The following is a 20,069-nucleotide window of genomic DNA, read 5'->3' as shown; positions in this document are numbered from 1 at the left end:
AGGTGCGGACCGATCACGGTTTGATACGCCAAGACGTCCCCCTGTGTGCCGTTGGTGGTTGAGGCTGTCGCTTGCCAGCCGTTTCGTTCAGCGCGGTCGGAAGGTGCTGGATGGTCACGACGTGCCTCCGCTCGCCTCAAGGCCGTTGAGCTCGTCTTCGAGGCCCTCAAGGTCACTGAGCAGGCGGCGGATGGCGATCTGGCGCTCGCGCCAGTGCCGTTTCAGGTCCGCCTCCGCCTCCCCCGGCAGGTCGTACTCGGAGGTGGTGGCGCCGTAGAAGCTGAACAGCATGTACAGCAGCGCGATCCGGGCGCATGCCCGCACCTCCGACATCGGAAGGCTGGGGTGCTCCGAGCGGTAGGCCCCGACCATGGCCAGGACGCAAGCGCCCCACTCGGTGCTGGTGGCGACGGTGCGCGGGTCGAACGCCGCCCGCCCCAACTCCCAGGCCGGCATCGCGCTGGCACAGCGGAAGTCGATGACGCCGGTGACGGCATCGGCGAGGGTGATCAGGTTGGTGCGGCTGAGATCCGCATGCAGCGCCTGTTCCGCCAGGGCCTCGGGCAGATGTTCCCGCAACTGGTGGACGTGGGCCCGCAGGTCCTCACGCCGCTGGTCGAGGTCGACGCGCAGTTGGTCGAGACGGTCGTGGCCTTGGCTCGTGGCTCTGGCCAGCACGGCGTCGCATTTCGCTGCGGCGTCCTCGACGGGCTCGGTCCGCCAGCGGGTCTGCTGCACGCGCTTCGGCAGCGGGTACGCGGCGAGCGCACGGTGCATGCGTCCCATGACGACGCCGATGTGCTCGGCGAGGGGGACCGTCATCGCCGAGGGGTTCACCCGTCCGGGAGCCTCGTCGACCACGGCCCACGCGCTGCCTCCCGCGATGGTGACCAGATTGTCGTTGGCGTCGGGCCACACCCGCGGAACGGGGAGCTTCGCGGCCCGGCAGTATTCCGACATGTCCCACGCGTTGCGCGCCTCGTCCAGGTCGGCCATCGACGGGTACTGCTTGACATACAGCCGCAGCCCGTCGTCCGTCAGGACCCGCCGGTTGATGGTGTCCGTGCCCATGTGCACCGGTTCGACTATGTCGGCGACCAGCCCGTACCGGTCTTCCAGCACGTCAGCGGTCAACGTCTCGCCCCAGCCTGTTTCGTCCATACAGATCACCGACCTTCGTGTGCGGAGGGACGGCATGCCGTGAGGAGGGTGAAGGCGCTGTCCTCCGTGAGCACTTGCCTGTCGACGAAGCGGGTGAGGGTGTTGGTGACGGTCTGTTCGAAGTCATCGCGACGAACGCCGAACAGGCGCGAAGCCGCTGAGGTTCGAGCGAAGTCGTTCACGTACGCCACCCGCCCCACACCCTCTTGCGGGTCTCCAGGCGCAGGTTCTCCAGCATGATGTGCGCCTCGTCGACCAGGCCGACGTCGCGGTGCCTGATCCCCCAGTTCAGCGAGTCCAGGGCGTCCAGTGCCCCGTACGCCCGGCATGCGACGAGTTCCTCCGCAGTGAGGGGCCGGCCGTATCCGTGGTGAAAGGCGGCGTTGAGGTCGGGGCGGTGGCTCAGGATCCGGTAGCGCAGTCGGCTCAGGTCCCGGTAGGCGGCGGACCGAAACTCGGCCCTTTCGAAGTCGATGACCCGCAGACGCTGCTCGGTCTCGTCCCACATCCAGTTCTTGGGCATGTAGTCGCCGTGCTGGGATACCTGGGGCAGGCTCGGAGGAGCTTCCTCGGCGAGCGTGCGCACCAACGCGAGGTCCGGCTCCGGTGCGTACGCCGCCGTCCCGTCCAGCAGTTGGGCGACCGCCTCGTCCCACGCCTCCTCCGTTGCTTCCTGCGTCGGCTCGTCGGCTGCCGCGGTGTGGAACCGGGCGAGCAGTTCGCCGGCCTGCTCGTAGGCCGCCCGTTCCTGCTCGGCCGGCAGACGCAGCGTGTCGAGGCTTCGTCCGGGAACGGCGGTGATCAGAGCGGTGCGTGTCTGCGTGTCCGCGGCGACCAACTCGGGTGCACGGCCGACGCCCATGGCCACGGTCCACTTCTGGTACGCGGTCACCTCTCGGTGGTGGAGCTTCGGGCCCGCGTGGACCTTCCCGAACCACCTCTCGCCATCAGGCCCGTTGAGTTCCCAGACAGAAGGCCGGATGTCGCCGGGCCTGGGGTGCTCGGCGACCACCGTGTATGTGTCGGTCACCGACTCCACCAGGTGGTGGAGTGCGCTGGGCATGTCGGTCACGGTGCGCCCTTCCGCTCGCCGAGCGCTCCGACCGCGCCACGATGGGTGACGGGTCGGATGCGCTCAGTGTCCTGTTGTGGGTGGGTAGCTTGCCAGGGGGCACTGACAGTGCGGTCTGGGCTGGTCATCTGGGGGTGGGAACGTGGAGGACGGTCCCGGAGGCCATCTCGGTCAGGGACTCGTCGAGCACCTCCCGGCCCCAGCCGAGCGTCACGAGGTGCGGGTCGTTCTCGGCTTTCACGCGCTTCCGCAGGGCCCTGACCCAGGCCAGCGCGCTGTCACGGCTGATGCGGGCCCGGTCCGCGAACTCCTGTGACGTCGCACCGATCGCGACCATCCGCCATGTCTCGATCTCCGTATCCGAGAAGGCCTCCGGGGAGGCGGCCGTCTCGGGACGCTGGAGTTGCCCGGTGACGAAGCAGGCGTGGACGACGGCGACCCGGCCTCTCACGCCGAGCTTCTGTCCGGCGTGCTTCAGCTGCACGTTGATCGTGCCGACGGTGATGGACAGCTCGGAGGCGATCGCGTGGGTGTTCTCGCCCTCCGCGACCTTCTGGGCGATCCGAAGCTGTGCGGGTGTCAGCGGAAGCGTCGCGGGCGGGCGGGTCGGGCGGGCACTCACGGTTGTGCGGCCTTTCTGTGGGGCGGGGCGTGTCAGGCGCGAGCCAGCCATCGCTGCCGCTCGGTGTCGGTGACAAGGTGTTCGTCGTGGGCGAGTTCCAGGCGGGCGAGACGGGCATAGTGCTCGACCACACCGGCGCCGAAGGCTTCCTGCGCGAAGACGCTGTTCTCGAAGGCGGTCAGAGCCGGTCCGAGGGTGGAGGGCACGGGGATCCCACCTGCGCGATAGGCATTGCCGGTCGCTTCGGGACCGAGGGTGAGCTTCCGCTCGAGACCGTGGTCGATGGCCGCCAGTACCGCCGACAGCGCCAGGTACGGGTTGGCGTCCGCGCCCGGCACACGGATCTCCAGGTGCAGTCCTTCACCGCGGCCGACGACGCGGACCGCGCAGGTGCGGTTGTCACGGCCCCAGGTGAACGTGGTCGGCGCGAACGAGCCGGTCGTGAACCGCTTGTAGGAGTTGACGTTGGGCGCGTAGAACGGGCCCAACTCGGGCAGGCCGGCGAGCAGACCCGCGATGGCGTGCTCACCGATCTGGGACAGCCCGTACTCGCTGCCGGGCTCGTTGAGTTGGCTGATGGCCTTCGACCACAGCGAGACGTGCAGGTGCAGGCCGTTGGCTCGGTCGGTTTCCGGGGCTGCCATGAACGTGGGTGCCAGACCGGCGCGCAGACCCAGGGTGCGCACGGCGTGCTTGAAGAGGGGGTGCCGGTCGCAGGCGGTGAGCGCACCACCATACGGGAAGGTCACCTCGACCTGGCCAGGACCGGCCTCGGTCTTGATCGCTTCCACGGGCATCCCCGCGCCGGCGAGCGCCCGCTGAAGACGCCGCAGGAACCGGTCGGATACGGGGTCGTGATCGAGGTCGTAGTCCAGGTTCCCCGTCGTCAACGGCCGCAGGCCCTGGTAGTTGGCCTGTTCCGCGTCCTCGTACGTGCCCTTGTAGAGGACGAACTCGGTCTCGATCCCCGCCTTGGGGTGCAGGCCGTGCCGCGACAGCCGGGTCAGCTGCTGGTGGAGGATCTGGCGGGGCGCGATGTCGATCGGCGTTCCGTCGTGGTGGACGGCATCGCCGAGTACGACAACGGTGCGCGGCAGCCACGGCACCAGGCTCAGGGTCGACAGGGCCGGTTGTACGGACAGGTCCTGGTAACCGGTCTCCCACGAGGTGAGAGCGAAGCCGTCCGCCGGGCTCATGTCGATGTCGGTGGCCAGGACGTAGGCGCACACCTCGGCACCGTGATGCGCGACGCGCTTGAGGAAGTGGTCCGCGTCGTAGCGCTTCCCCTTCAGCCTCCCCTGCAGATCGGGGACGGCGAGCAGCACCGTGTCGATGGCGCCCGCCTTGACGAGGTTCCGCAGGTCGGACAGGGAGAATGCCTTCTCGGATCGCCCGCCCTGTTCGGTGACGGACGCGGCAGTCAGGCGTGCCACGGTGCCGTTGCCGCTCGTGGTTCTCGTCATCAGACGACCTCGTCTTCGTACGTGGCCGCTGAGCGGTCGAAGTTCTGGGCCGGCACTTCGTACGAGCTGCCCTGCTTCCGCCACCACGCCCAGGCCAGCGCGAGGACGACGAGCAGAGCGATCGGCGCGTAGTTGAAGGTCTCCACGGACACCAGGACGCCGCCGGCGGGGCGTGTCTGCGGCAGGCAGAACAGCACCGTCACGAACACCACCCAGACAACGGCGATCGTGCCGACGGCCACGCCCCAGTTGCCGAGGTTCCAGGGGCCGGGGCGGAAGCGGTCCCGGTTCTTGATGCGCAGGTAGATCGGGATCGCGTACGCCGGGGTGATGCCGACCACGTTGATGCTGGTGATCGCCGCGTACGCGACCGGGCTGTACAGGCTCGGCAGGGCCAGGACTGCGGCGCACACGACGGCCAGCAGCACGGCCATCCGCGGAGTGCCGGTACGACGGTCGACCTGCCGCCACAGGTGCGAGCCCGGCAGCGCCCCGTCACGCGAGAACGCGAACACCATCCGACTGGCCGCGGCGGTCTCGGCATTGCCACAGCACAACTGCGCGATGATCACTACCAGGAGCAGTGCCTTCGCCCCCGCCACACCCAGGGCATCCAGGAAGATCTGCGCCGGCGGCACCCCCGTCGCCGTGCCCACGGTGCCCGCGTAGTCCTGGATCGCGAACGTGAGCCCGGCCAGCAGGACGAACCCGGCCAGCCACGACCAGCCGATCGCGTGGATGATCCCGCGGGACGCGGACACCTGGGCGTCGGTCGTCTCCTCCGACAGGTGCGCGGAGGCGTCGTATCCGCAGAACGTGTACTGGGCCAGCAGCAGACCGAGCACCGCCGCGTAGAGGGGGCTCCAGCCGGTGTTGTTGACGAACTCGCCGAACACGAAGTCCGAGGACTGGTGGTGGGAGGGGACGATCGCCAGAGCGCCGACGATCACCGTGACGCCGCCGAGGTGCCACCAGACGCTGATGCTGTTGAGGATGCTGACCAGCCGGACCCCGAACAGGTTCAGGGCGAGGTGCAGGGCGAGGATGCACAGGAAGATCACCATGATCTTGCCCGGCGTCGGCTCGAACCCCCACTGCAGGTTGAACAGGGCACCCGTGAACAGCGCGGCCCCGTAGTCGATGCCGGCGATCGCCCCGAGCAGGCCCAGCAGGTTCAGCCAGCCCGTGTACCAGCCCCACTTCCGGCCACCGAGCTGCTCCGCCTGGTAGTACAGGGCCCCGGAGGTCGGATAGGCGGAGGTCACCTCGGCGAGGGCGGCGCCGATGAACATCACCATGGCGCCGACGACGAGCCAGCCCCACAGCATCACCGACGGGCCGCCGGTGTTCAGGCCGAAGCCGTACAGGGTCATACAGCCGGACAGGACGCTGATGACGCTGAAGGAGATCGCGAAGTTTCCGAACGGCCCCATGCGCCGGGTCAGCACGGGCTCGTAGCCGAGCTCCCGCAGGTATGCGTCATCGGGCTTCCGGGACGACGCGCGGTGGTTCGGACTCAAGCGAGACACAGGTCAGCCTCCAAGTTCAGAGAGAAACAAATGGGCAGGTTCATGCCAATGCGGCTTCGTGGGAAACGGATTCCGGTTATGGGTGCGGCCCGGCGCGCGGCCTACGGGTACGGGCGTAGGAAAGGGACTCGGCGCGCGCTCGAAGGAGCAGCGCCTCACCCGGGTCTGGCCCTACGGCCCCTTCATGCACCGACGCCCACGGCTCGCGGGCCGCGTACGGGCCCATCGCCTCGAACACCTCGGCGGCTTCCAGGTACTTGTGGCCTGCCCACAACGCGTAGGCAAGAAGGCTCAGGTCAGCCACTGAGCGCCGCTCGCCGTGCGTCTTGTGGAACCAGTCGTGGAACGCGGTCAGCGTGTAGTCGAGCGTCGACTCCTGTGCCCACTGTCGCCGCCACAGCGGATCGACGCGCGATCGCCGTCGGAGCTCGACCTGCGCGTACGCGGGCAGAAGCAGCAGTGCCGATCCGACGGGCCGCTGCGAGGCGACGGCCCGACCGAAGTCGACGACCGCGGCCAGGGAGGCACCCGGCGGGCCCTCCAGGGAGAGCATGAACTGCAGCACCCGGTGGTAGGCCTCCCGGTTGTACGGGTCACGCCGGTTGACCTCGTACAACAGCCCCCACGGACCGCTGGGCAACATCGGCTCGTCGGCATCCACGCGGTGTTCCTGGCGCAGCTGCCGGGTGTCGATCTGCGCCAGAGCCAGGAGGCACACCCAGGGCACGGGATCATGCGGCGCGCGACGCGCCGCCAGCAGCGCGTCACGCCGAGCCCTGAACTCGAACTCCAGCGTCTGCGGATGCTGTTGCCTGTGCGCGCGCAGCGCCCGCTCGACGGCCACGCGGGCACCCATCAACTGCGCGTCGTAGCTGCCGGACTCTTCGTCGAGCCACACGCCCACCACATCGGACCGGGCGGCTGCCACCGCCAGCAGCTGGGTGCGTGACGTTCGCAGTGCCCAATGCGTGGCCGTGGCCAGCAGCAGTTGCCGTGCCGTTCTCCAGCGGCCGGCCTGCAGCTCAACCAGGGCCACGCCCAGGTCGTCGTCGTGGCCGGCGGGGTGATACACGAGGCGCATCAGAGTCCCCCGCCGTGAACGGGACGGTGGCGGAACGCGAGTTCGAGGCCGCTCGTCCGGCGTGTTCGAACTGTGCGAGGTGGCGTCGTGCGCTCTGGGTTGAACGTCAGTGTCATCGGGGGCCTCAGGCGAGTTGGGGGGGTGGGGCCGCGAAGTTGGTGGTGCACCGCCGCTGGGAGGCGAAGCGGTGCCCGAGTCGGGCACCGGGTCGGGCTGCCTAGAAGCGGATCTGGCCGATCATGTCCGCGATGCTGGTCATGAACCGGTTGATGCTCGGGGCCATCGACGTGCTCGACAGGAAGAACCCGAAGAGCGCGCAGACGATCGCGGGCCCGGGTTTCACGGCCTTGCTGCGGACCAGAACGACCACGACGATGCCGAGCAACAGCACGAACGAGATGCTCAGAGCCATCAGGAGGCCGTTTCCTCCGCGGACCCCCGTCGCTCCCTGCGAGCCTGGCTCAGCGCGCGGCGCAGAGCATCGGCCCGGGTCAGCGATCGTGGGGCTTGAGGGAAGACGTGCCAGTGCATCCCCGGAGGCGTCGTGCTCTCGGCGGACGGCACGACGACGTGGCACTTCTGCCCCAGGGCAACGGTCCCCGGTTCCTCCCAGCGGGCCGCGGTGCCCACCGGAACCAGGAAGTACAGCCGGGGCTCCGGACCCTCGTGGTCCAGGATCACCGGGCCGACCGGTTCGTCACCCTCGCCGAGGATCTCGATCGCGCGCCGGCCCACGGCCTCCACGGCGCGTACGGCATCCCACCACTCGCCGGCCGAGCACAGCTCCGGCTCCTCGCCGATGGGCATCCAGCGCGGCGGGACCGCGCGAGCTGCGGGATTGTCGTCGGACATGGAAAAGGCCTCCTCGCCACTGGGTGTGAGGAGACCATTCCATTCAGCAAGCTATTGTGCGCGGACAGACTGTCCGTGGGGTTCGCTCACCAAAGCCCTTGACACAAGCTCAGGTTGTGCTAAGTCCCGACCAACTGCCGAACGCAGACAGCTCGTTGGAAGGATGGGCGTCCATCCTGAGCAGCGCCGCAGTCGTCTCGCGGACGGACGGGTGGAACCGCGTGTGGTTCGGCGCGACCTTCCGCGCGCGCTTGAGATCCGCGAAGGCACCGGGCCGATCGCCCACAGCGAGCTTCGCGGAGGCCACGTCGATGAAGTGGTGGCTCGACCGCTCGCCGACGGTCGTACTGGGCGGCGCCCACTCGCCGCCGGAAACCGGAGACCATTCGGTGAGGCGGGCGAGAGCCTGCTCGGTGTCACCCATGTCGATCATCGCGTGCACCTCGTGGATGCGGATGTTCGTCGGGCCGAACGACATCTCGTAGGCCAAGGAGTCGCGGTTGCCTGCCATGCCCGCGACCTGCTCCGCCTCCCGGAGGTAGTCGTCGGCGCGATCGGAGTTGTTCTCACGGGCTTCGAGTACGGCCAGCTTCAGCAGCAGCGCGCCGTCGACGGCAAGCGCGTCCTGCGTGAAGGAGCGTTCCGGCTGGAACCGCTCCAGCTCGGTCCGCAGCGCGAGGAGCTTGCGACGTGCCGGCGAGTACGCGCCCTGGCGGAGCATCGCTCCCGCGACGAGGTAACCAGCCGTGAACTGCATCAGGGGGTCGCCGGAGCGGTCTGCCGCCCAACGGACGCGTTCCAGCGCCGTGTTCGACAGGTCGTGGTGACCCATCTTGTGGGCCAGGGAGTTCACGGCACGATAGGCGCGCGCCAGGTGCCAGAACGCCTTGCTCTGGTCGCCGTTGCCGCCGCCAAGGGCTACGTGCGTCAACTCGGTGATGATCGGAGGCAGCAGGGGGCCCATCGGCGCGTAGCGGGCGTCACGGCGCAGGGCCGCCACCTGGTCGACTTCCGAGGCGAGCACGGGAAGCGCACGGGGCGCGATCTCCAGGTCGTCGGGGCTGTCGTAGCAGAGCAGGAGGCGGCGAAGTTCAGGGATGACGGCGTGGACACCGTCTTCGGCTTCCGGCTCACCGTAGTAGGGCTGGCCGGTCAGGACCTCGGGGCCGAAGCGCAGCGCCTTCGCGAGTGCCAGCACCAGCGACGGTGAAGCCTTCCGCGCGCCGGACTCCAACTTCTGCACGTAGCTCGGGGAGACTGCGACCTTCTGTGCCAGTTGAGCAGCAGACAGCTTCCGTGTCCTGCGTGCTGTACGGAGACGATCTCCCAGCGTCAGGTTTTCACTCATCGGTGGATCTGTCCCTTCGCGATGGAGCACTCGTCTCAGGGTACGGAAGACGCCCCAACTCGCGCCCCTGGTCACCAAGTGTTAACGGAGCTGGCAGCGGGGCGCCCACGGGGTGAAGCCCCTTGGTATCGAGCCCGAGACCCCCAGCACAATTTGAGGAACTTACATAAACGCGGGCAAGGAGGAAGAAAATGGTCCAGATTTGAGTGCCATTGCGACTCGGCCGTCAAGGGCTGTGGGGCAATTGCTTACGGACAGATTGTCCGCGCCTCTCTTCGACTGCCGCGATCAATAAGCCGTATCCCGTTACGGACAGTGTTCACTCATTTCGCGCGACGGGACTATCTGAGCGTGTTGCCTCATTCTCTCGTGAAGTACGGCACCCGTGCCATCTCGTGGGGGAAGGCGGCGAGAGTGGCTGAGACTGGATGCCGGTACGCCACGCGTCTCCACAGCAGCCGACTCCGCACTGAGCGCTGCCTCGGCGAATCCGCGCGCGTGCTCGTCGCCGTCCACGATCACGACCTTGTAGTCACACAAGGGCATCACTCCGGAGGGCCGAAAGTGAGCAGTGGCACGTCGTACAGTTCTGGGTTTCGAGGCCGGGTCATGGACGGTGAGATCACTTCCACAACGAAGAGCTCGCTGAGGAACTGGACCTTGGCGCTCAGGAGGTGACTGGTTCGGCCGTCGGCCGACTGTGCCTTCAGCCCGGCGGAGACGTGGATGTGCGGCAGGATGCCTCCCGTCTCCGGATCGTGGGCGATTGTCCCAGCACCGAAGGCTTCGACGTTGGTGACATACGTCTTGGCCCAGACCGGGGCGTCCGGGTCTTCGAGTTTCTCGCAGGCGCCGACGATCTCGGCTTCGGCGAACGCACCGATGAACGAGGGAATGTAGCCCTGCCGCACTCCTTGGTCACGGCAGAACGCGGAGAGCGCGTCGAAGAAGTCCTCGCCGTGGTCGAAGGTGACGCCGAACGTCCGGCCGGTGGTCAGTTCATGGGCACGCATGCGGGTCCTCTCGGGCGTGGCTGACGTGCGGGATCAGCGCGCGAAAACGGCGAACTTCTCAGCGATGCTCTCGCGGGCCACGTCCTGGGCGAGCAAGGCCTGGAGCAGGAGGCGGGCCTGGTACGGGCCGAGGTCGCCGGCCGGGATGAGCCCCCGGCTGATCAAGTCCTTCTCCGATCCGGGGAATCCGTATGTTCCGGTCAGGATCGGGCCGTTGCCGATGCGCGAGGCGAGGACGACGGGAACACGTACGGCGAGCCGTTCGAGGCTCTCGACGAGTCGCTGTGGGACGTGTCCCACGCCGAAGGCAGCGACGACGAGCCCGTCGCACTGGCCGGACCAGGCTTCGAGCAGCGTGCCGTCGTCGCCGAGGCTGACCGTGTAAAGGCCCACGCGTGGGTCACGGACGGCCGGTGCCAGGGGAACGAATCGATCGGGCAACGGGGAAGCCAGCCGTACCCGGTCCTCCGCGATCCGGCCGATGGGCCCGGCGCCGGGTGACGCGAAGGCGGCAGGGCTGGTGGTGTGCGCCTTACGGACATGCCGTGCCGCGTGGATCTCGTCATTCAGGACGACCAGCACCCCGGCTCCACGCAATTGCGGATCGGCTGCCGCGACGACGGCCGCGTACAGGTTGGCCGGTCCGTCAGGGCCGGCCATGGTGGGGTTGCGCATGGCACCGGTAACGACGACCGGCTGGTCGCGACCGTGGCGGAGGTCGAGGAAGAACGCCGTCTCCTCGATGGTGTCGGTGCCCTGTGTGATCACGATCCCGTCGATGTCACCACCGTCGAGGACCTTGTCAATCTCGGTGCCGAGCTCCGTCAGGTCGTCGAAGGTGAGCGAGGCGCCGGGCACCCGGCGGAAGTCGTGCACGCGCAGGTCGATGCCGTGACCATCCAGGCCAGGGACAGCCGCCAGAAGGTCATGGGCGGAGAGAGCTGGCACGACTCCCCCGGTCGCCGGGTCTGTGGTCATGGCGATGGTGCCGCCGAGAGAGTAGACAGCCACCGTTCGTGTCACGCCTGCCATCGCCCCAACTTCCGATCCACGCAGCCTGGTTGGATCTCGTCCTCGGAGATCTTCCCGTGCAGGCTATCGGGTCGCTCCCACAGGGTCACCGGCCTCGGACCGCAACTCGGCCGCCACGTACGCGCAGGCCCGGTCCAAGGCATCAAGGCTGAGATGGCGGCTTCGTGGCCGGGCGAGGCCGGTGGTTCCCACAGCGGCAAGCTGCCCGCAGCGGTGAGTCAACCACTCTCGGTCAAGGCCGAGATAGTCCGAAGTCGCCGCCAAGCGCTCCCCGGAGGTCGATCCCATCGTGACGCTATGTGCTCGCGCGTGGCCCGTGATGCCCGCGAAGGCCCGCAGGGAACGGGCCCCGGAAGTCAGAGCGGTCTGGGGCGCGGATTCAGCGCGTACCCAGGTCGCTATGGCGGCCCGGTGACCAGGAACGAGCGCGAAGCCCTCTGTCTGCTGGAGGTCCGCCTCGTCGGTCACCCAGGTCGTGATGCCGTACGACTCCATCAGCGCGATCGCGAGGAACAGCAACACGCGCTCGTACATGGGCGAGGCGGCGACCTCTTGGTGGGGAACGCAGAAAGCTCGCCCGACACCGTCGTGTGCTCGCGCGGGAGCCATCAGCTCAAGGTAGCGATGCTTGTGCTCGAAGAGCAGCCAGGTCGCGGCTTCCTCCCCTCGCTGTTCGCGGGTCCAGAAGACCGGATCACCGGCCAGCTGGTCGCGCTGGTCGAGGATGAACCGGGCGCATGCTCGCGAGCCAACGAGCATCTGGGAACCGTCGGTGAGGCCGTCGAGAGTGACCGACTGACGGCCTACTCCCGACAAGTCCTGTAACGGAAGGTCCAGTTCTCCGTAAAGCACAGCGTCATCGCCAAGGATGGCGGAGTCGAACCCTGCCGCAGCCCAGAGGATCCCCAAGGTGAAGTCGTCGAACTCGTAGGCCATGGGAATGGCGAAGGGGCTTCCGGCTTCGTCACGGACGCCCCCGCGCGCGTCCGTGACGAAGTACCGCTGTGTCCCGTCTCCGCTGTGGTGCACGACGAGCAGGGCCCTGAGCGGCATCCGACTCCATGCCTCGGCCTCCCCGCTCGACGCGAGAAGCAGAGCGTCGCCCTGTAAGGAGGCGACTGGCCCTGTCAGCGTGGGAAGCGCCGTAGGCGGCAGGTTCCGCCCGGCGGGCAGCAGGAGTTGCCCGTGTCCGTCAGGAAGCGTCAGGTGGTTGCCCAGGCTGTCCGCCATCGGCGACGGCCGGTCGACGTCGGGTAACGGTCCCAGGAGGCCGTCAGGCACCCCAAGGGCCTCGCTCCACTGTGCGAGCTGGCGACGGTCGCGGATCTTCTTCCGGCCGCGCTCCAGCCGGCTCACTTCGGCTTGGTCGATGTTGACGAGCCGGGCGACCGCTGCCTGTGAGAGGCCGGTGTGTTGCCGGAAGAGCCGCACGACCACCCCGAGATCCCAGGCACGGATCGCTGCCACGACTGCGGGTTCCACCCAGAACTCACGTCCGACTCGGGGTACTGCACCGCCCCTCTGGCAGGGCCCACACCGCGGTCCTACGTTGAATCGGCTGAGCGTCGCACGGCACATCGAACAGTGCCGCTCCACCCCGCGAGCCATCCCGGTCTCACCCCTAGGTGATCAGGTGTATCCCCCAGCTGCCGAACTTTTCACAGGACTACTTTGCCGCGTCGGCCGATCACCCAAACACGGCAGCGGAAGCTCGGTAGCAAGGTGGCCGATCCCTTGAAAACCCTTCTTCGGGTTCCTGAACGGGCCCTCAACTGCACGCCGAATGCGCGCAGTTGGTTCGCCGCCCCTAGCACAACATGCTGATCCGTCAACTCTCATCGCTCCGGAAACCTGCGGACAACCTGTCCGCTCACGATGTGTGCGAACTGGAAGGGTCTTCACCACGAGATGCCGGTCATCCGAGCGCCCCGACCAGATCGGTCGGCGCAGCCGCGCGGGGCCCGCCGAGTCACCGCGATCAACTGCACGGCGGGTGCCAACCGGCCTTGGGAGTCAGTCCCGAAAGATTCCCGGCACACGTTCCAAGACCACTTCCGCCAGACGAGAGGAGTTCAGCGTGACCGCTGTCCAGACCCCCGAGAGGACCGAGCTGGGCAAGTTCTTCCAGGTCTCGGTCCGGCAGTTCGACGCCGGCCAGGTCGCGCCCGAGATGTTCTCGGCCGCCATCGACGCCGAGTGGCACCAGCTCCTGGGCAAGCCCGAGTACGCGGAGTTCTGCGCGCAGAGCGCCGGCCGGCTGATCAACCACGTGGAGAACACCGGCTACGGCCGGATCTCCTGGGTCGACGCCTACGTGGAGATGTTCGGCCCGCTGCCCGAGGTGTGGTTCACCGGCGCGGACGGGGTGCTCGACGAGCGGGCCATGGCGCGCTACCGCGAGACCGGCGAGGTGTGGGCGGAGTGGGACTGCAGCCCCATCCCGGGCGACGGCGGCGACGTCGCACCGAAGATCTCGGCACTCGCGGCCGGATGACGACCGGCCCTCTGACCGGAGCGTCCTGGTCCCGTGCCAGGGCGCTCCGCCTGGTCGAGGCACGTACCACGGCTCCGCGGACCGTGGACATCACGGGCTACCTCGACCGTGTGTCCGCGCACTGCCCCTACCTCGTACCTTCCCTTCGACACGGTCTGACGGCCTGGACGGTGTACGAGATCGCAAGCAGCGATCCCGAGTCCGTGGAAGCTGGTCTGTTCCATGCGGGAGTGCAGGCCGCGGAGTGGGTTCGTCCACTCACGACTCGCCCGAGAGGCGCTCTCGTTTGTGAGAACGTCGTCATCCTGGGGGACATCCAAGGAGTCGAACACCGTGAGTTGATGGCGTGGCCGCACTGGGCGCTGAAGAACCTGTACGGCCCTGTCGGTGTCATGTTCGGGAAGTTCCAGGGAGGCGAGCAGCGGCTCGACAGAGCAAGCCGCCCGATCCCGCCTCCCCCGTGTTCGTTCCTCCCTGTTCGCCCCGCCGTGAGAGCCCGCGACCCGCAGTTCCTGAAGGACACCCCTGATCTCGCGGATGCTCTCTCGGTCGCGGTAGACGATGGGAGCGATGTCCTTGAGCGAATCCCACACGATTGGCAGGCGGTAAAGGCATGGTCGCGTTCCCTCCTTGTCCCCCCGAAGCCCTCGCAGCCGCGGAAGCCGCCTGCGGCGGCACTGTCGACCTGAAGGAGCTGACCAACCGGCGTGGCTCCGCGGTCTGGAAGGCCGCCGGCCCCGAGGGCACGGTCGCGGTGAAAATCGGTTACGACGACGGTGTGGCCGCCACGCTGCGAGAGGCAGCCACCCTGGTGGCCATGGGCGTTGCCGGATACGAGGCGGTCTCCGGTTCGTACGACGGCGGCTCGTGGCTCGTCACGCCCTGGTTCACCGGCCCCTCCACCTGGGCGGTCTTCACCCCCGCTCGCGAGGGAACTGGCGGACGTGAGGCCGCTCTCCGAGGTGGCGCTGACCTGTGCCGGTCAGTCGCCGACCTGCACGCCTCCGGATGGATCCACGCCGACCTCCAGCCTTCCCACGGCATCCACACCCCGGCGGGCGTCCGCCTGATCGACTTCGCCTGGTCCTGGCGCGAGGGCGAGGAGCCGGTCAGCGGCTTCAGCGGTGGCATCGTGCATCTCATGGCGCCGGAACTCGCTGCCGCCGTCGCACGCGGAGACGGTCCGGTGACACCGACGCGCGCCAGCGACACGTACGCCCTCGCTGGTGTCCTGTGGACGTGCGCCTCGGGAGGCTGGCCGCTCGACTACAAGGCCGCGGGTATCGACCGGAAGGCCGCGGGCCCGGACGGGGTTCGAGACGCGATCGCCACTGGCCGTCCGCCGTTCGCACCGGCAGTGTGGCCCGAGCTCCAGGACGCCCTCCGCCCCGCGCTGGCTGCCGTACCCGAGGACAGGCCCACGGCCGGTGAGCTGGCGGAGCTCCTGCTCAAGGTCGAGCCGTGATCTCGCTCCGCGAGGTGACCCTGACCGACGCACCAGCGGTCCGCCGCATCTACAGCGCCGCTTCCGTGAGGTACCTGCCGCGAGCGCCCCTGACCGCTGAGAGCGCTGCCGCTTGGGTGACCGATCGCATCGCCGAACGTCGTGCGACGCCGCGGATGCTGTACTGCTTCGGCATCGATCACGCTGACGACCTGGTCGGCGTGATCAAGCTACGCCCCGCCCGTACCTCGGCGGCACTCAGCTACATCCTTCGAGACGACGCATGGGGTCACGGGTACGCCACCACGGCGGTGGCGCTCGTGCTCGACTTCGCCTCCACCACGCTCGGCCTGTCCTCCGTTGACGCCAAGCACCACCCCGACAACCACGCTTCCGGGCGGGTGCTGATCAAGTCCGGATTCACCCGCACCGGCCGCTCCGCAGAGGCCATCACGTACATGAGGAACCTCGCCCCGGGGGCCAGGAGCACGGTCCGCACGCGCGAACGGTTGTCGGACGGGGCGACGACAGCACGCTCATAAACACTCATAAGCAGGAGGGCTGTTCACCGTCATTGTGGAGTGCGGGCCGACCGCGCGTGCTCCGCATCTCCCGGTGGCTCCCCATGGAGGTGAAGCCGTGCGTAGGCAAGGGACCACGTCTGGCAAGGGCCGGATGATGACCTTGACGCTCAACACCAGGCAGTCCACAAGGACGCCTCGGCTCCGGTGCTCTCTGGCGGCCGAACCGGTCGCTGCCGGCGTGGCACGCCGCACCGTCCACCGCTGCTTCAGCGGCTGGCCGGGCCCGGACGCCGTCAAGGACGACGGCCTGGTCACAGGCCGAACTCGTCGCCGACGCCGATAGAACCACAGGGGACTCCGGCGCGACGGGGTGAAGCCTGGTAGGCCGATGACGATGTCGTCGTCGAAGTGACTGACCAGGCTGTCGCCGACCCCCGCTGAGGGACACCGGCGAAATCTCCGAGGCCGACCGAAGCCTGCTCCTGGTCGCGCTCACCGGGCACTGCGGCTGCACGCCGGCCCTGCCGAACGCCGCTGAGCTCGTCGCACTTCTCGCCACACCTGCTGTGTGGCACAGCCATGCCAACTTTCGTTCATATTGTGAGGAATGAGGCGCTATGAGTATCTCTTTACGGAGGCACGGCCCGGACTCGAACCGGGCCCCCTTCCGCCGCGTGGTCGTCACCGGCGGCTGTGGATTCGTCGGTTCACACCTGTGCGATCTGCTGCTCGACAGCGGTGTCGAGGTGGTGTGCGTGGACAACTTCCTTACGGGCACGAAGGACAACGTCGCGCACCGTCAGCTGGACGACCGGTTCGAGTTGATGGTCCACGACGTCACCGACCCGATCCCGATACCCGGGGAAGTCGATCTCGTACTCCACCTCGCCTCGCCGGCCTCTCCGCAGGACTACCTGCGTCTGCCGGTCCAGACGCTTCAGGCCGGTTCCCTGGGAACCTTCAGCGCCCTGGAGTTGGCCAGAGAGAAGAAGGCCCGCTTCGTGCTCGCCTCCACCTCCGAGGTGTACGGCGACCCTCTGGAGCACCCTCAGCGGGAGTCCTACTGGGGCAACGTCAACCCGGTGGGGCCACGCAGCGTGTACGACGAGGCCAAGAGGTTCGCGGAGGCGGCGACCACCGCCTACCGCACCGAGCACGGTGTCGACACCGCGATCGTACGGATCTTCAACACGTTCGGGCCGCGGATGCGCGCGGAGGACGGGCGAGCGGTACCGAACTTCATCCGCCAGGCGCTGGCGGGCGAGCCACTGACCGTCACCGGCGACGGCTCGCAGACGCGGTCCCTGTGCTACGTCGGCGACACGGTCCGGGGCATCCTCGCCGTCGCCGCGGGCAGCCACCCCGGCCCCGTCAACCTGGGCAATCCCACCGAGACCACGGTCTTGGAACTCGCACACCTGGTGCGTGAACTGACTGGCTCCGCCGCGCCCGTCGAGTTCGTCGACCGCCCGGTCGACGACCCGGAGCGCCGCAGACCCGACATCGCCCTCGCCTGGGAGCAGTTCAGCTGGAAGCCGGAGACCGATCCCCGCAAGGGCCTGAGCACCACCATCGACTGGTTCGCCGTGCAGCTCAACGACACCGCAGTGAGGGAACGATGACGCGACACGCACCACGAATGACGGAGTCCGCCGAGGCCCTGTCGCACAGGCAGCAGCTTGGCGACGGGTTCCTCCAGGACTTCCGTGCGGACGGCTACGCGTTCTTATCCCAGAAGATCGCGGGAGAGTCCCTCGAAGCCCTCCGCACGGAGGCTGATGCCCTGATCCGGCGCTTCACCCAGGACGGGTTCCGCTCGGACGACTACTGGCACTTCACCCCCGCGGGCACGGACGCGCCCGTTCTCTACCGCATCCACAACCTGGAGAACCAGGGCTCCCCGGCGGCGACACGCCTCTACGCCGACGACAGCCCTCTGCACCCGATGGCCGTCGCCATCCTCGGCGGGCCCGTACGCGCCACCGCCTGCGCCATGATCGTCAAGCTGCCGGGAGTGGCCGCTCCAGTGCCCTGGCATCGTGACCGGACCAATGTTCCTCCGCACACCGTGTGCAACCTCAGCGTCTTCCTCGACGACTCCGACGTGGGCAACGGATGCCTTGAGTTCGTGCCGGGCTCCCACCTGACGCCCGACGCGGAAGAGGCCGAGGCGCTCCAGGTGCGGGGTCCGGTCCGCGCCCTCCCGCTCTCGGCCGGTGACATCGCCGTACACGACGTACGTATCGCCCACGCCTCGCGCCGCAACACCTCCCCGAGGATCCGCCGCAGCATCGTCATCGAGTTCGCCCCCGCCGACCGGGAGCTGCCGTGACCATCCCGAACCCTACTGGCGAGAGTGCCAGGGTGCGGGTGGCCACCATCACGGTGGGCACCAACGAGTCCCGTTGGCTGGAGCCTTGCTTCGCCACGCTCCTGGACAGCGACGTCCCCGGGATCGACCTGACGGTCTGGTACGTGGACAACGACTCCTACGACGGCAGCACGGCCTTCGTCAAGGACCGTTTTCCCGAGGTGCGGGTCATCCGGAACGAGAGCAACGTCGGCTTCGCCCGCGCCAACAACATCGGTATGCGCGCGGCCCTCGCCGACGGCGCCGACTACGTCTTCCTCGTCAACCCGGACACCCAGACCCCGAAGTCGCTGGTGCGCGACCTGGCCGAGTTCATGGAGACCTGGACCGACTACGGCGTGGTCGGCCCCATGCAGTACGAGTACGACGAGTCGGGCAGCACCGCTCTGGGCGCGTACAACGACTGGTCGAAGTCCGCTCTGCGCTGGGGCGAGCAGCACGCCTTCGCCGGCGACTGGCCGAACCACCCCTCGCCGGCCAGCCCACCCGAAGGCCGAGCCCCGAACACCATGGAGCACGCGTACGTCCAAGGCTCCGCCTTCTTCGTACGTGCCGCGCTGCTGCGCACCGTCGGACTCCTCGACGAGGTCTTCCACACGTACTACGAGGAGACCGACCTGTGCCGCCGCTCCCGCTGGGCCGGATGGCGCGTCGCGCTCCTGCTCGACGTCGGCATACAGCACTTCGGCGGTGGGGGAACGGCTGGCAGCAGCTATCGGCGCGTCCAGATGCGCCGCAACCGCTACTACTACCTCCTCACCGACATCGACTGGCGCCCGCTGCCCATGCTGAGCCTGGCGTCCCGGTGGCTGAGGGACGATCTGCGCGGACGTGGCGTGGGCGGACTGACCACCTGGTGGCGCGGGACCTGGGAAACCGCGAAAGCCGTGTGCTGGCTCGTGCGCCGCGCACCTCTGATCCGGGCCCGGCGACGTGCCCACCGCCAGCTCGCTCTGCAGACGGACAGTCGTGCGCGACTGCGGGCAAGGAGCGAGCGATGACCAGACCCCGGATTCTGTTCGCCGGCGTCTTCCACTGGAACGCGGGCTCCAGCCACATGATCGCCGAGTACGCCAGGGCTGCCTCGGCATCCGGATGCGAGGTCGGCGTCTCAAGCCAACTGTCGCGCCTGGACGGCACGGTGAACGCCCACCTGCCGCTCGTGGACGACATCGGCTGGGCCACCCACCTGGTCCTCGTCTTCGAGGGCAGGCAGTTCCTCTCGACCCGGCAGCGTGAACTCTGCGAGGCCGTGCCGCGGCAGCGGCGCATCATCGTGGATCCCGACGGTCACTGGGGCCCGTACGTCACCGCCGGCGTGGACGACAACGCGGGTGCGGACACCATCGAGTCCTGGCACAAGCTGTATGCCGACCTCAGCGATCTGATCCTGCAGCCGCGCTTGAACGAACGCCTCCCTGACGGGGCCGAGTTCTTCAGCTACTTCGGAATGCCGGACATCCACCGGCTCGCCAGCGACCTCCCGCACCCGCGGGCACTGCCGTACGAACTGCAGTACGTCGGCGCGAACTGGTGGCGCTGGAGCGAGATGACCAGCCTCATCCGGGCCGCAGCCGACGCCCAGCCGCCGATCCGACGCATCCGCGTGTGCGGACGCTGGTGGACCGGCGACCCGCACCCCGACCACCAGACGGCCACCGCCAACGTGTCCGGCTGGATGCGGGATCACGGTGTAGAGGTGGCGCCACCCGTTCCGTTCGGGCACGTGGTCTCCACCATGTCCCAGGCCGCGATCACGCCGGTGCTGGCTCGTCCGCTGCTCGCACGGATGGAGCTGCTGACCCCCCGCATGTTCGAAACCCTTGCCTCGGGCAGCATCCCCGCGCTCTGGCCGGACCTGGGCTACCTGTCCGCGCTCTACGGCGACGACGTGGAGCTGTTCCTGCTCGGCGACGATCCGGCCGACAGCCTCGCCCGGATGATCCGTGAGCCGATCCGGTACCGCGAGCGGTTGGCGACCATCCAGCGCCGAGTACACGAACGCTTCAACTACCGCACGGTTCTGGCCGAACTCATCCGGTTCACCCGATGATCCCCGAGAG

20 protein-coding genes are annotated in these 20,069 nt (G+C 68.2%); 7 read left to right on the top strand and 13 right to left on the bottom strand.

Annotated features, from left to right (window positions below; translation table 11 throughout):
- Positions 1-114: 114 nt before the first annotated feature.
- From ACFV9M_RS10370 to ACFV9M_RS10310, 13 genes are all read right to left on the bottom strand, one after another.
- Complete coding sequence (locus ACFV9M_RS10370) at positions 115-1,161, bottom strand: phosphotransferase enzyme family protein (protein ID WP_385065339.1); 1,047 nt, start codon at positions 1,159-1,161, stop codon at positions 115-117.
- A 5-nt stretch (positions 1,162-1,166) separates the two neighbouring features.
- Positions 1,167-1,343 carry a hypothetical protein gene (locus ACFV9M_RS10365; protein WP_385065341.1) on the bottom strand — a complete coding sequence of 59 codons (177 nt, stop codon included), beginning with the start codon at positions 1,341-1,343 and terminating at the stop codon, positions 1,167-1,169.
- The gene (locus ACFV9M_RS10360) at positions 1,340-2,224 is read right to left on the bottom strand and encodes a phosphotransferase enzyme family protein (RefSeq protein WP_385065344.1); all 885 of its coding nucleotides are present in this window, start codon (positions 2,222-2,224) and stop codon (positions 1,340-1,342) included. The genes ACFV9M_RS10365 and ACFV9M_RS10360 overlap by 4 nt, the downstream gene beginning before the upstream one ends.
- Positions 2,225-2,357: 133 nt before the next feature.
- On the bottom strand, positions 2,358-2,855 hold the full coding sequence (locus tag ACFV9M_RS10355) for a helix-turn-helix transcriptional regulator (RefSeq protein ID WP_385065346.1): 498 nt from the start codon (positions 2,853-2,855) through the stop codon (positions 2,358-2,360).
- Between the two features lie 32 nt (positions 2,856-2,887).
- Positions 2,888-4,318 (bottom strand): glutamine synthetase family protein, encoded by a 1,431-nt coding sequence (locus tag ACFV9M_RS10350; RefSeq protein WP_385065348.1) that lies wholly within the window; start codon positions 4,316-4,318, stop codon positions 2,888-2,890.
- Complete coding sequence (locus ACFV9M_RS10345; RefSeq protein ID WP_385065351.1) at positions 4,318-5,847, bottom strand: amino acid permease; 1,530 nt, start codon at positions 5,845-5,847, stop codon at positions 4,318-4,320. Before ACFV9M_RS10345 ends, ACFV9M_RS10350 begins: the two co-directional genes overlap by 1 nt.
- A 76-nt stretch (positions 5,848-5,923) precedes the next feature.
- Positions 5,924-6,928: a hypothetical protein gene (locus tag ACFV9M_RS10340; protein ID WP_385065354.1), complete on the bottom strand. Its 1,005-nt coding sequence runs from the start codon at positions 6,926-6,928 to the stop codon at positions 5,924-5,926.
- Positions 6,929-7,145: 217 nt separating this feature from the next.
- On the bottom strand, positions 7,146-7,340 hold the full coding sequence (locus ACFV9M_RS10335; RefSeq protein ID WP_385065357.1) for a hypothetical protein: 195 nt from the start codon (positions 7,338-7,340) through the stop codon (positions 7,146-7,148).
- Positions 7,340-7,780, bottom strand: a complete 441-nt coding sequence (locus tag ACFV9M_RS10330; RefSeq protein WP_239757825.1) for a hypothetical protein — start codon at positions 7,778-7,780, stop codon at positions 7,340-7,342. The genes ACFV9M_RS10335 and ACFV9M_RS10330 overlap by 1 nt, the downstream gene beginning before the upstream one ends.
- 109 nt (positions 7,781-7,889) lie before the next feature.
- Complete coding sequence (locus tag ACFV9M_RS10325; RefSeq protein ID WP_385065361.1) at positions 7,890-9,128, bottom strand: helix-turn-helix domain-containing protein; 1,239 nt, start codon at positions 9,126-9,128, stop codon at positions 7,890-7,892.
- 545 nt (positions 9,129-9,673) lie between these two features.
- Positions 9,674-10,141, bottom strand: a complete 468-nt coding sequence (locus ACFV9M_RS10320; RefSeq protein WP_103544218.1) for a PPC domain-containing DNA-binding protein — start codon at positions 10,139-10,141, stop codon at positions 9,674-9,676.
- 33 nt (positions 10,142-10,174) lie between these two features.
- Positions 10,175-11,173, bottom strand: coding sequence for an asparaginase (locus tag ACFV9M_RS10315; protein WP_385065363.1), 999 nt, complete (start codon positions 11,171-11,173; stop codon positions 10,175-10,177).
- A gap of 63 nt (positions 11,174-11,236) precedes the next feature.
- The gene (locus ACFV9M_RS10310; protein WP_385065365.1) at positions 11,237-12,640 is read right to left on the bottom strand and encodes a helix-turn-helix domain-containing protein; all 1,404 of its coding nucleotides are present in this window, start codon (positions 12,638-12,640) and stop codon (positions 11,237-11,239) included.
- Between the two features lie 610 nt (positions 12,641-13,250).
- Here ACFV9M_RS10310 and ACFV9M_RS10305 point away from each other — a divergent pair.
- The 7 genes from ACFV9M_RS10305 to ACFV9M_RS10275 all read left to right on the top strand — a co-directional run bounded on the left by ACFV9M_RS10305 (position 13,251) and on the right by ACFV9M_RS10275 (position 20,059).
- Positions 13,251-13,667 (top strand): hypothetical protein, encoded by a 417-nt coding sequence (locus tag ACFV9M_RS10305; protein ID WP_103544221.1) that lies wholly within the window; start codon positions 13,251-13,253, stop codon positions 13,665-13,667.
- Positions 13,668-14,280: 613 nt separating this feature from the next.
- Positions 14,281-15,132 (top strand): hypothetical protein, encoded by an 852-nt coding sequence (locus ACFV9M_RS10300; RefSeq protein WP_385065367.1) that lies wholly within the window; start codon positions 14,281-14,283, stop codon positions 15,130-15,132.
- Positions 15,133-15,146: 14 nt separating this feature from the next.
- Entirely contained in the window at positions 15,147-15,653 is a 507-nt protein-coding gene (locus ACFV9M_RS10295) for a GNAT family N-acetyltransferase (RefSeq protein ID WP_385065369.1), read from the top strand.
- A gap of 599 nt (positions 15,654-16,252) precedes the next feature.
- On the top strand, positions 16,253-17,257 hold the full coding sequence (locus tag ACFV9M_RS10290) for a UDP-glucuronic acid decarboxylase family protein (protein WP_385065372.1): 1,005 nt from the start codon (positions 16,253-16,255) through the stop codon (positions 17,255-17,257).
- Between the two features lie 17 nt (positions 17,258-17,274).
- A complete protein-coding gene (locus ACFV9M_RS10285; protein WP_181007513.1) occupies positions 17,275-17,967 on the top strand; it encodes a phytanoyl-CoA dioxygenase family protein in 693 nt (230 codons plus the stop codon).
- On the top strand, positions 17,964-19,007 hold the full coding sequence (locus ACFV9M_RS10280; protein WP_385065375.1) for a glycosyltransferase family 2 protein: 1,044 nt from the start codon (positions 17,964-17,966) through the stop codon (positions 19,005-19,007). The genes ACFV9M_RS10285 and ACFV9M_RS10280 overlap by 4 nt, the downstream gene beginning before the upstream one ends.
- On the top strand, positions 19,004-20,059 hold the full coding sequence (locus ACFV9M_RS10275) for a hypothetical protein (RefSeq protein WP_385065377.1): 1,056 nt from the start codon (positions 19,004-19,006) through the stop codon (positions 20,057-20,059). Before ACFV9M_RS10280 ends, ACFV9M_RS10275 begins: the two co-directional genes overlap by 4 nt.
- Positions 20,060-20,069: the final 10 nt, after the last annotated feature.

Source organism: Streptomyces sp. NPDC059895 (genome assembly GCF_042731035.1).
In the GTDB taxonomy this organism is placed as follows: domain Bacteria; phylum Actinomycetota; class Actinomycetes; order Streptomycetales; family Streptomycetaceae; genus Streptomyces.
The sequence above is the reverse complement of the archived record's forward strand: the minus strand, read 5'-3'. Positions and strand labels throughout refer to the sequence as shown.

What these genes read in the sequence shown, in the direction of transcription:
- ACFV9M_RS10350 (WP_385065348.1), bottom strand. Translation starts at nt 4,318, where the DNA reads ATGACGAGAACCACGAGCGGCAACGGCACCGTGGCACGCCTGACTGCC.
- ACFV9M_RS10360 (WP_385065344.1), bottom strand. Translation starts at nt 2,224, where the DNA reads ATGCCCAGCGCACTCCACCACCTGGTGGAGTCGGTGACCGACACATAC.
- ACFV9M_RS10340 (WP_385065354.1), bottom strand. Translation starts at nt 6,928, where the DNA reads ATGCGCCTCGTGTATCACCCCGCCGGCCACGACGACGACCTGGGCGTG.
- ACFV9M_RS10285 (WP_181007513.1), top strand. Translation starts at nt 17,275, where the DNA reads ATGACGGAGTCCGCCGAGGCCCTGTCGCACAGGCAGCAGCTTGGCGAC.
- ACFV9M_RS10325 (WP_385065361.1), bottom strand. Translation starts at nt 9,128, where the DNA reads ATGAGTGAAAACCTGACGCTGGGAGATCGTCTCCGTACAGCACGCAGG.
- ACFV9M_RS10290 (WP_385065372.1), top strand. Translation starts at nt 16,253, where the DNA reads ATGAGTATCTCTTTACGGAGGCACGGCCCGGACTCGAACCGGGCCCCC.
- ACFV9M_RS10315 (WP_385065363.1), bottom strand. Translation starts at nt 11,173, where the DNA reads ATGGCAGGCGTGACACGAACGGTGGCTGTCTACTCTCTCGGCGGCACC.
- ACFV9M_RS10275 (WP_385065377.1), top strand. Translation starts at nt 19,004, where the DNA reads ATGACCAGACCCCGGATTCTGTTCGCCGGCGTCTTCCACTGGAACGCG.
- ACFV9M_RS10370 (WP_385065339.1), bottom strand. Translation starts at nt 1,161, where the DNA reads ATGGACGAAACAGGCTGGGGCGAGACGTTGACCGCTGACGTGCTGGAA.
- ACFV9M_RS10300 (WP_385065367.1), top strand. Translation starts at nt 14,281, where the DNA reads ATGGTCGCGTTCCCTCCTTGTCCCCCCGAAGCCCTCGCAGCCGCGGAA.
- ACFV9M_RS10320 (WP_103544218.1), bottom strand. Translation starts at nt 10,141, where the DNA reads ATGCGTGCCCATGAACTGACCACCGGCCGGACGTTCGGCGTCACCTTC.
- ACFV9M_RS10335 (WP_385065357.1), bottom strand. Translation starts at nt 7,340, where the DNA reads ATGGCTCTGAGCATCTCGTTCGTGCTGTTGCTCGGCATCGTCGTGGTC.
- ACFV9M_RS10330 (WP_239757825.1), bottom strand. Translation starts at nt 7,780, where the DNA reads ATGTCCGACGACAATCCCGCAGCTCGCGCGGTCCCGCCGCGCTGGATG.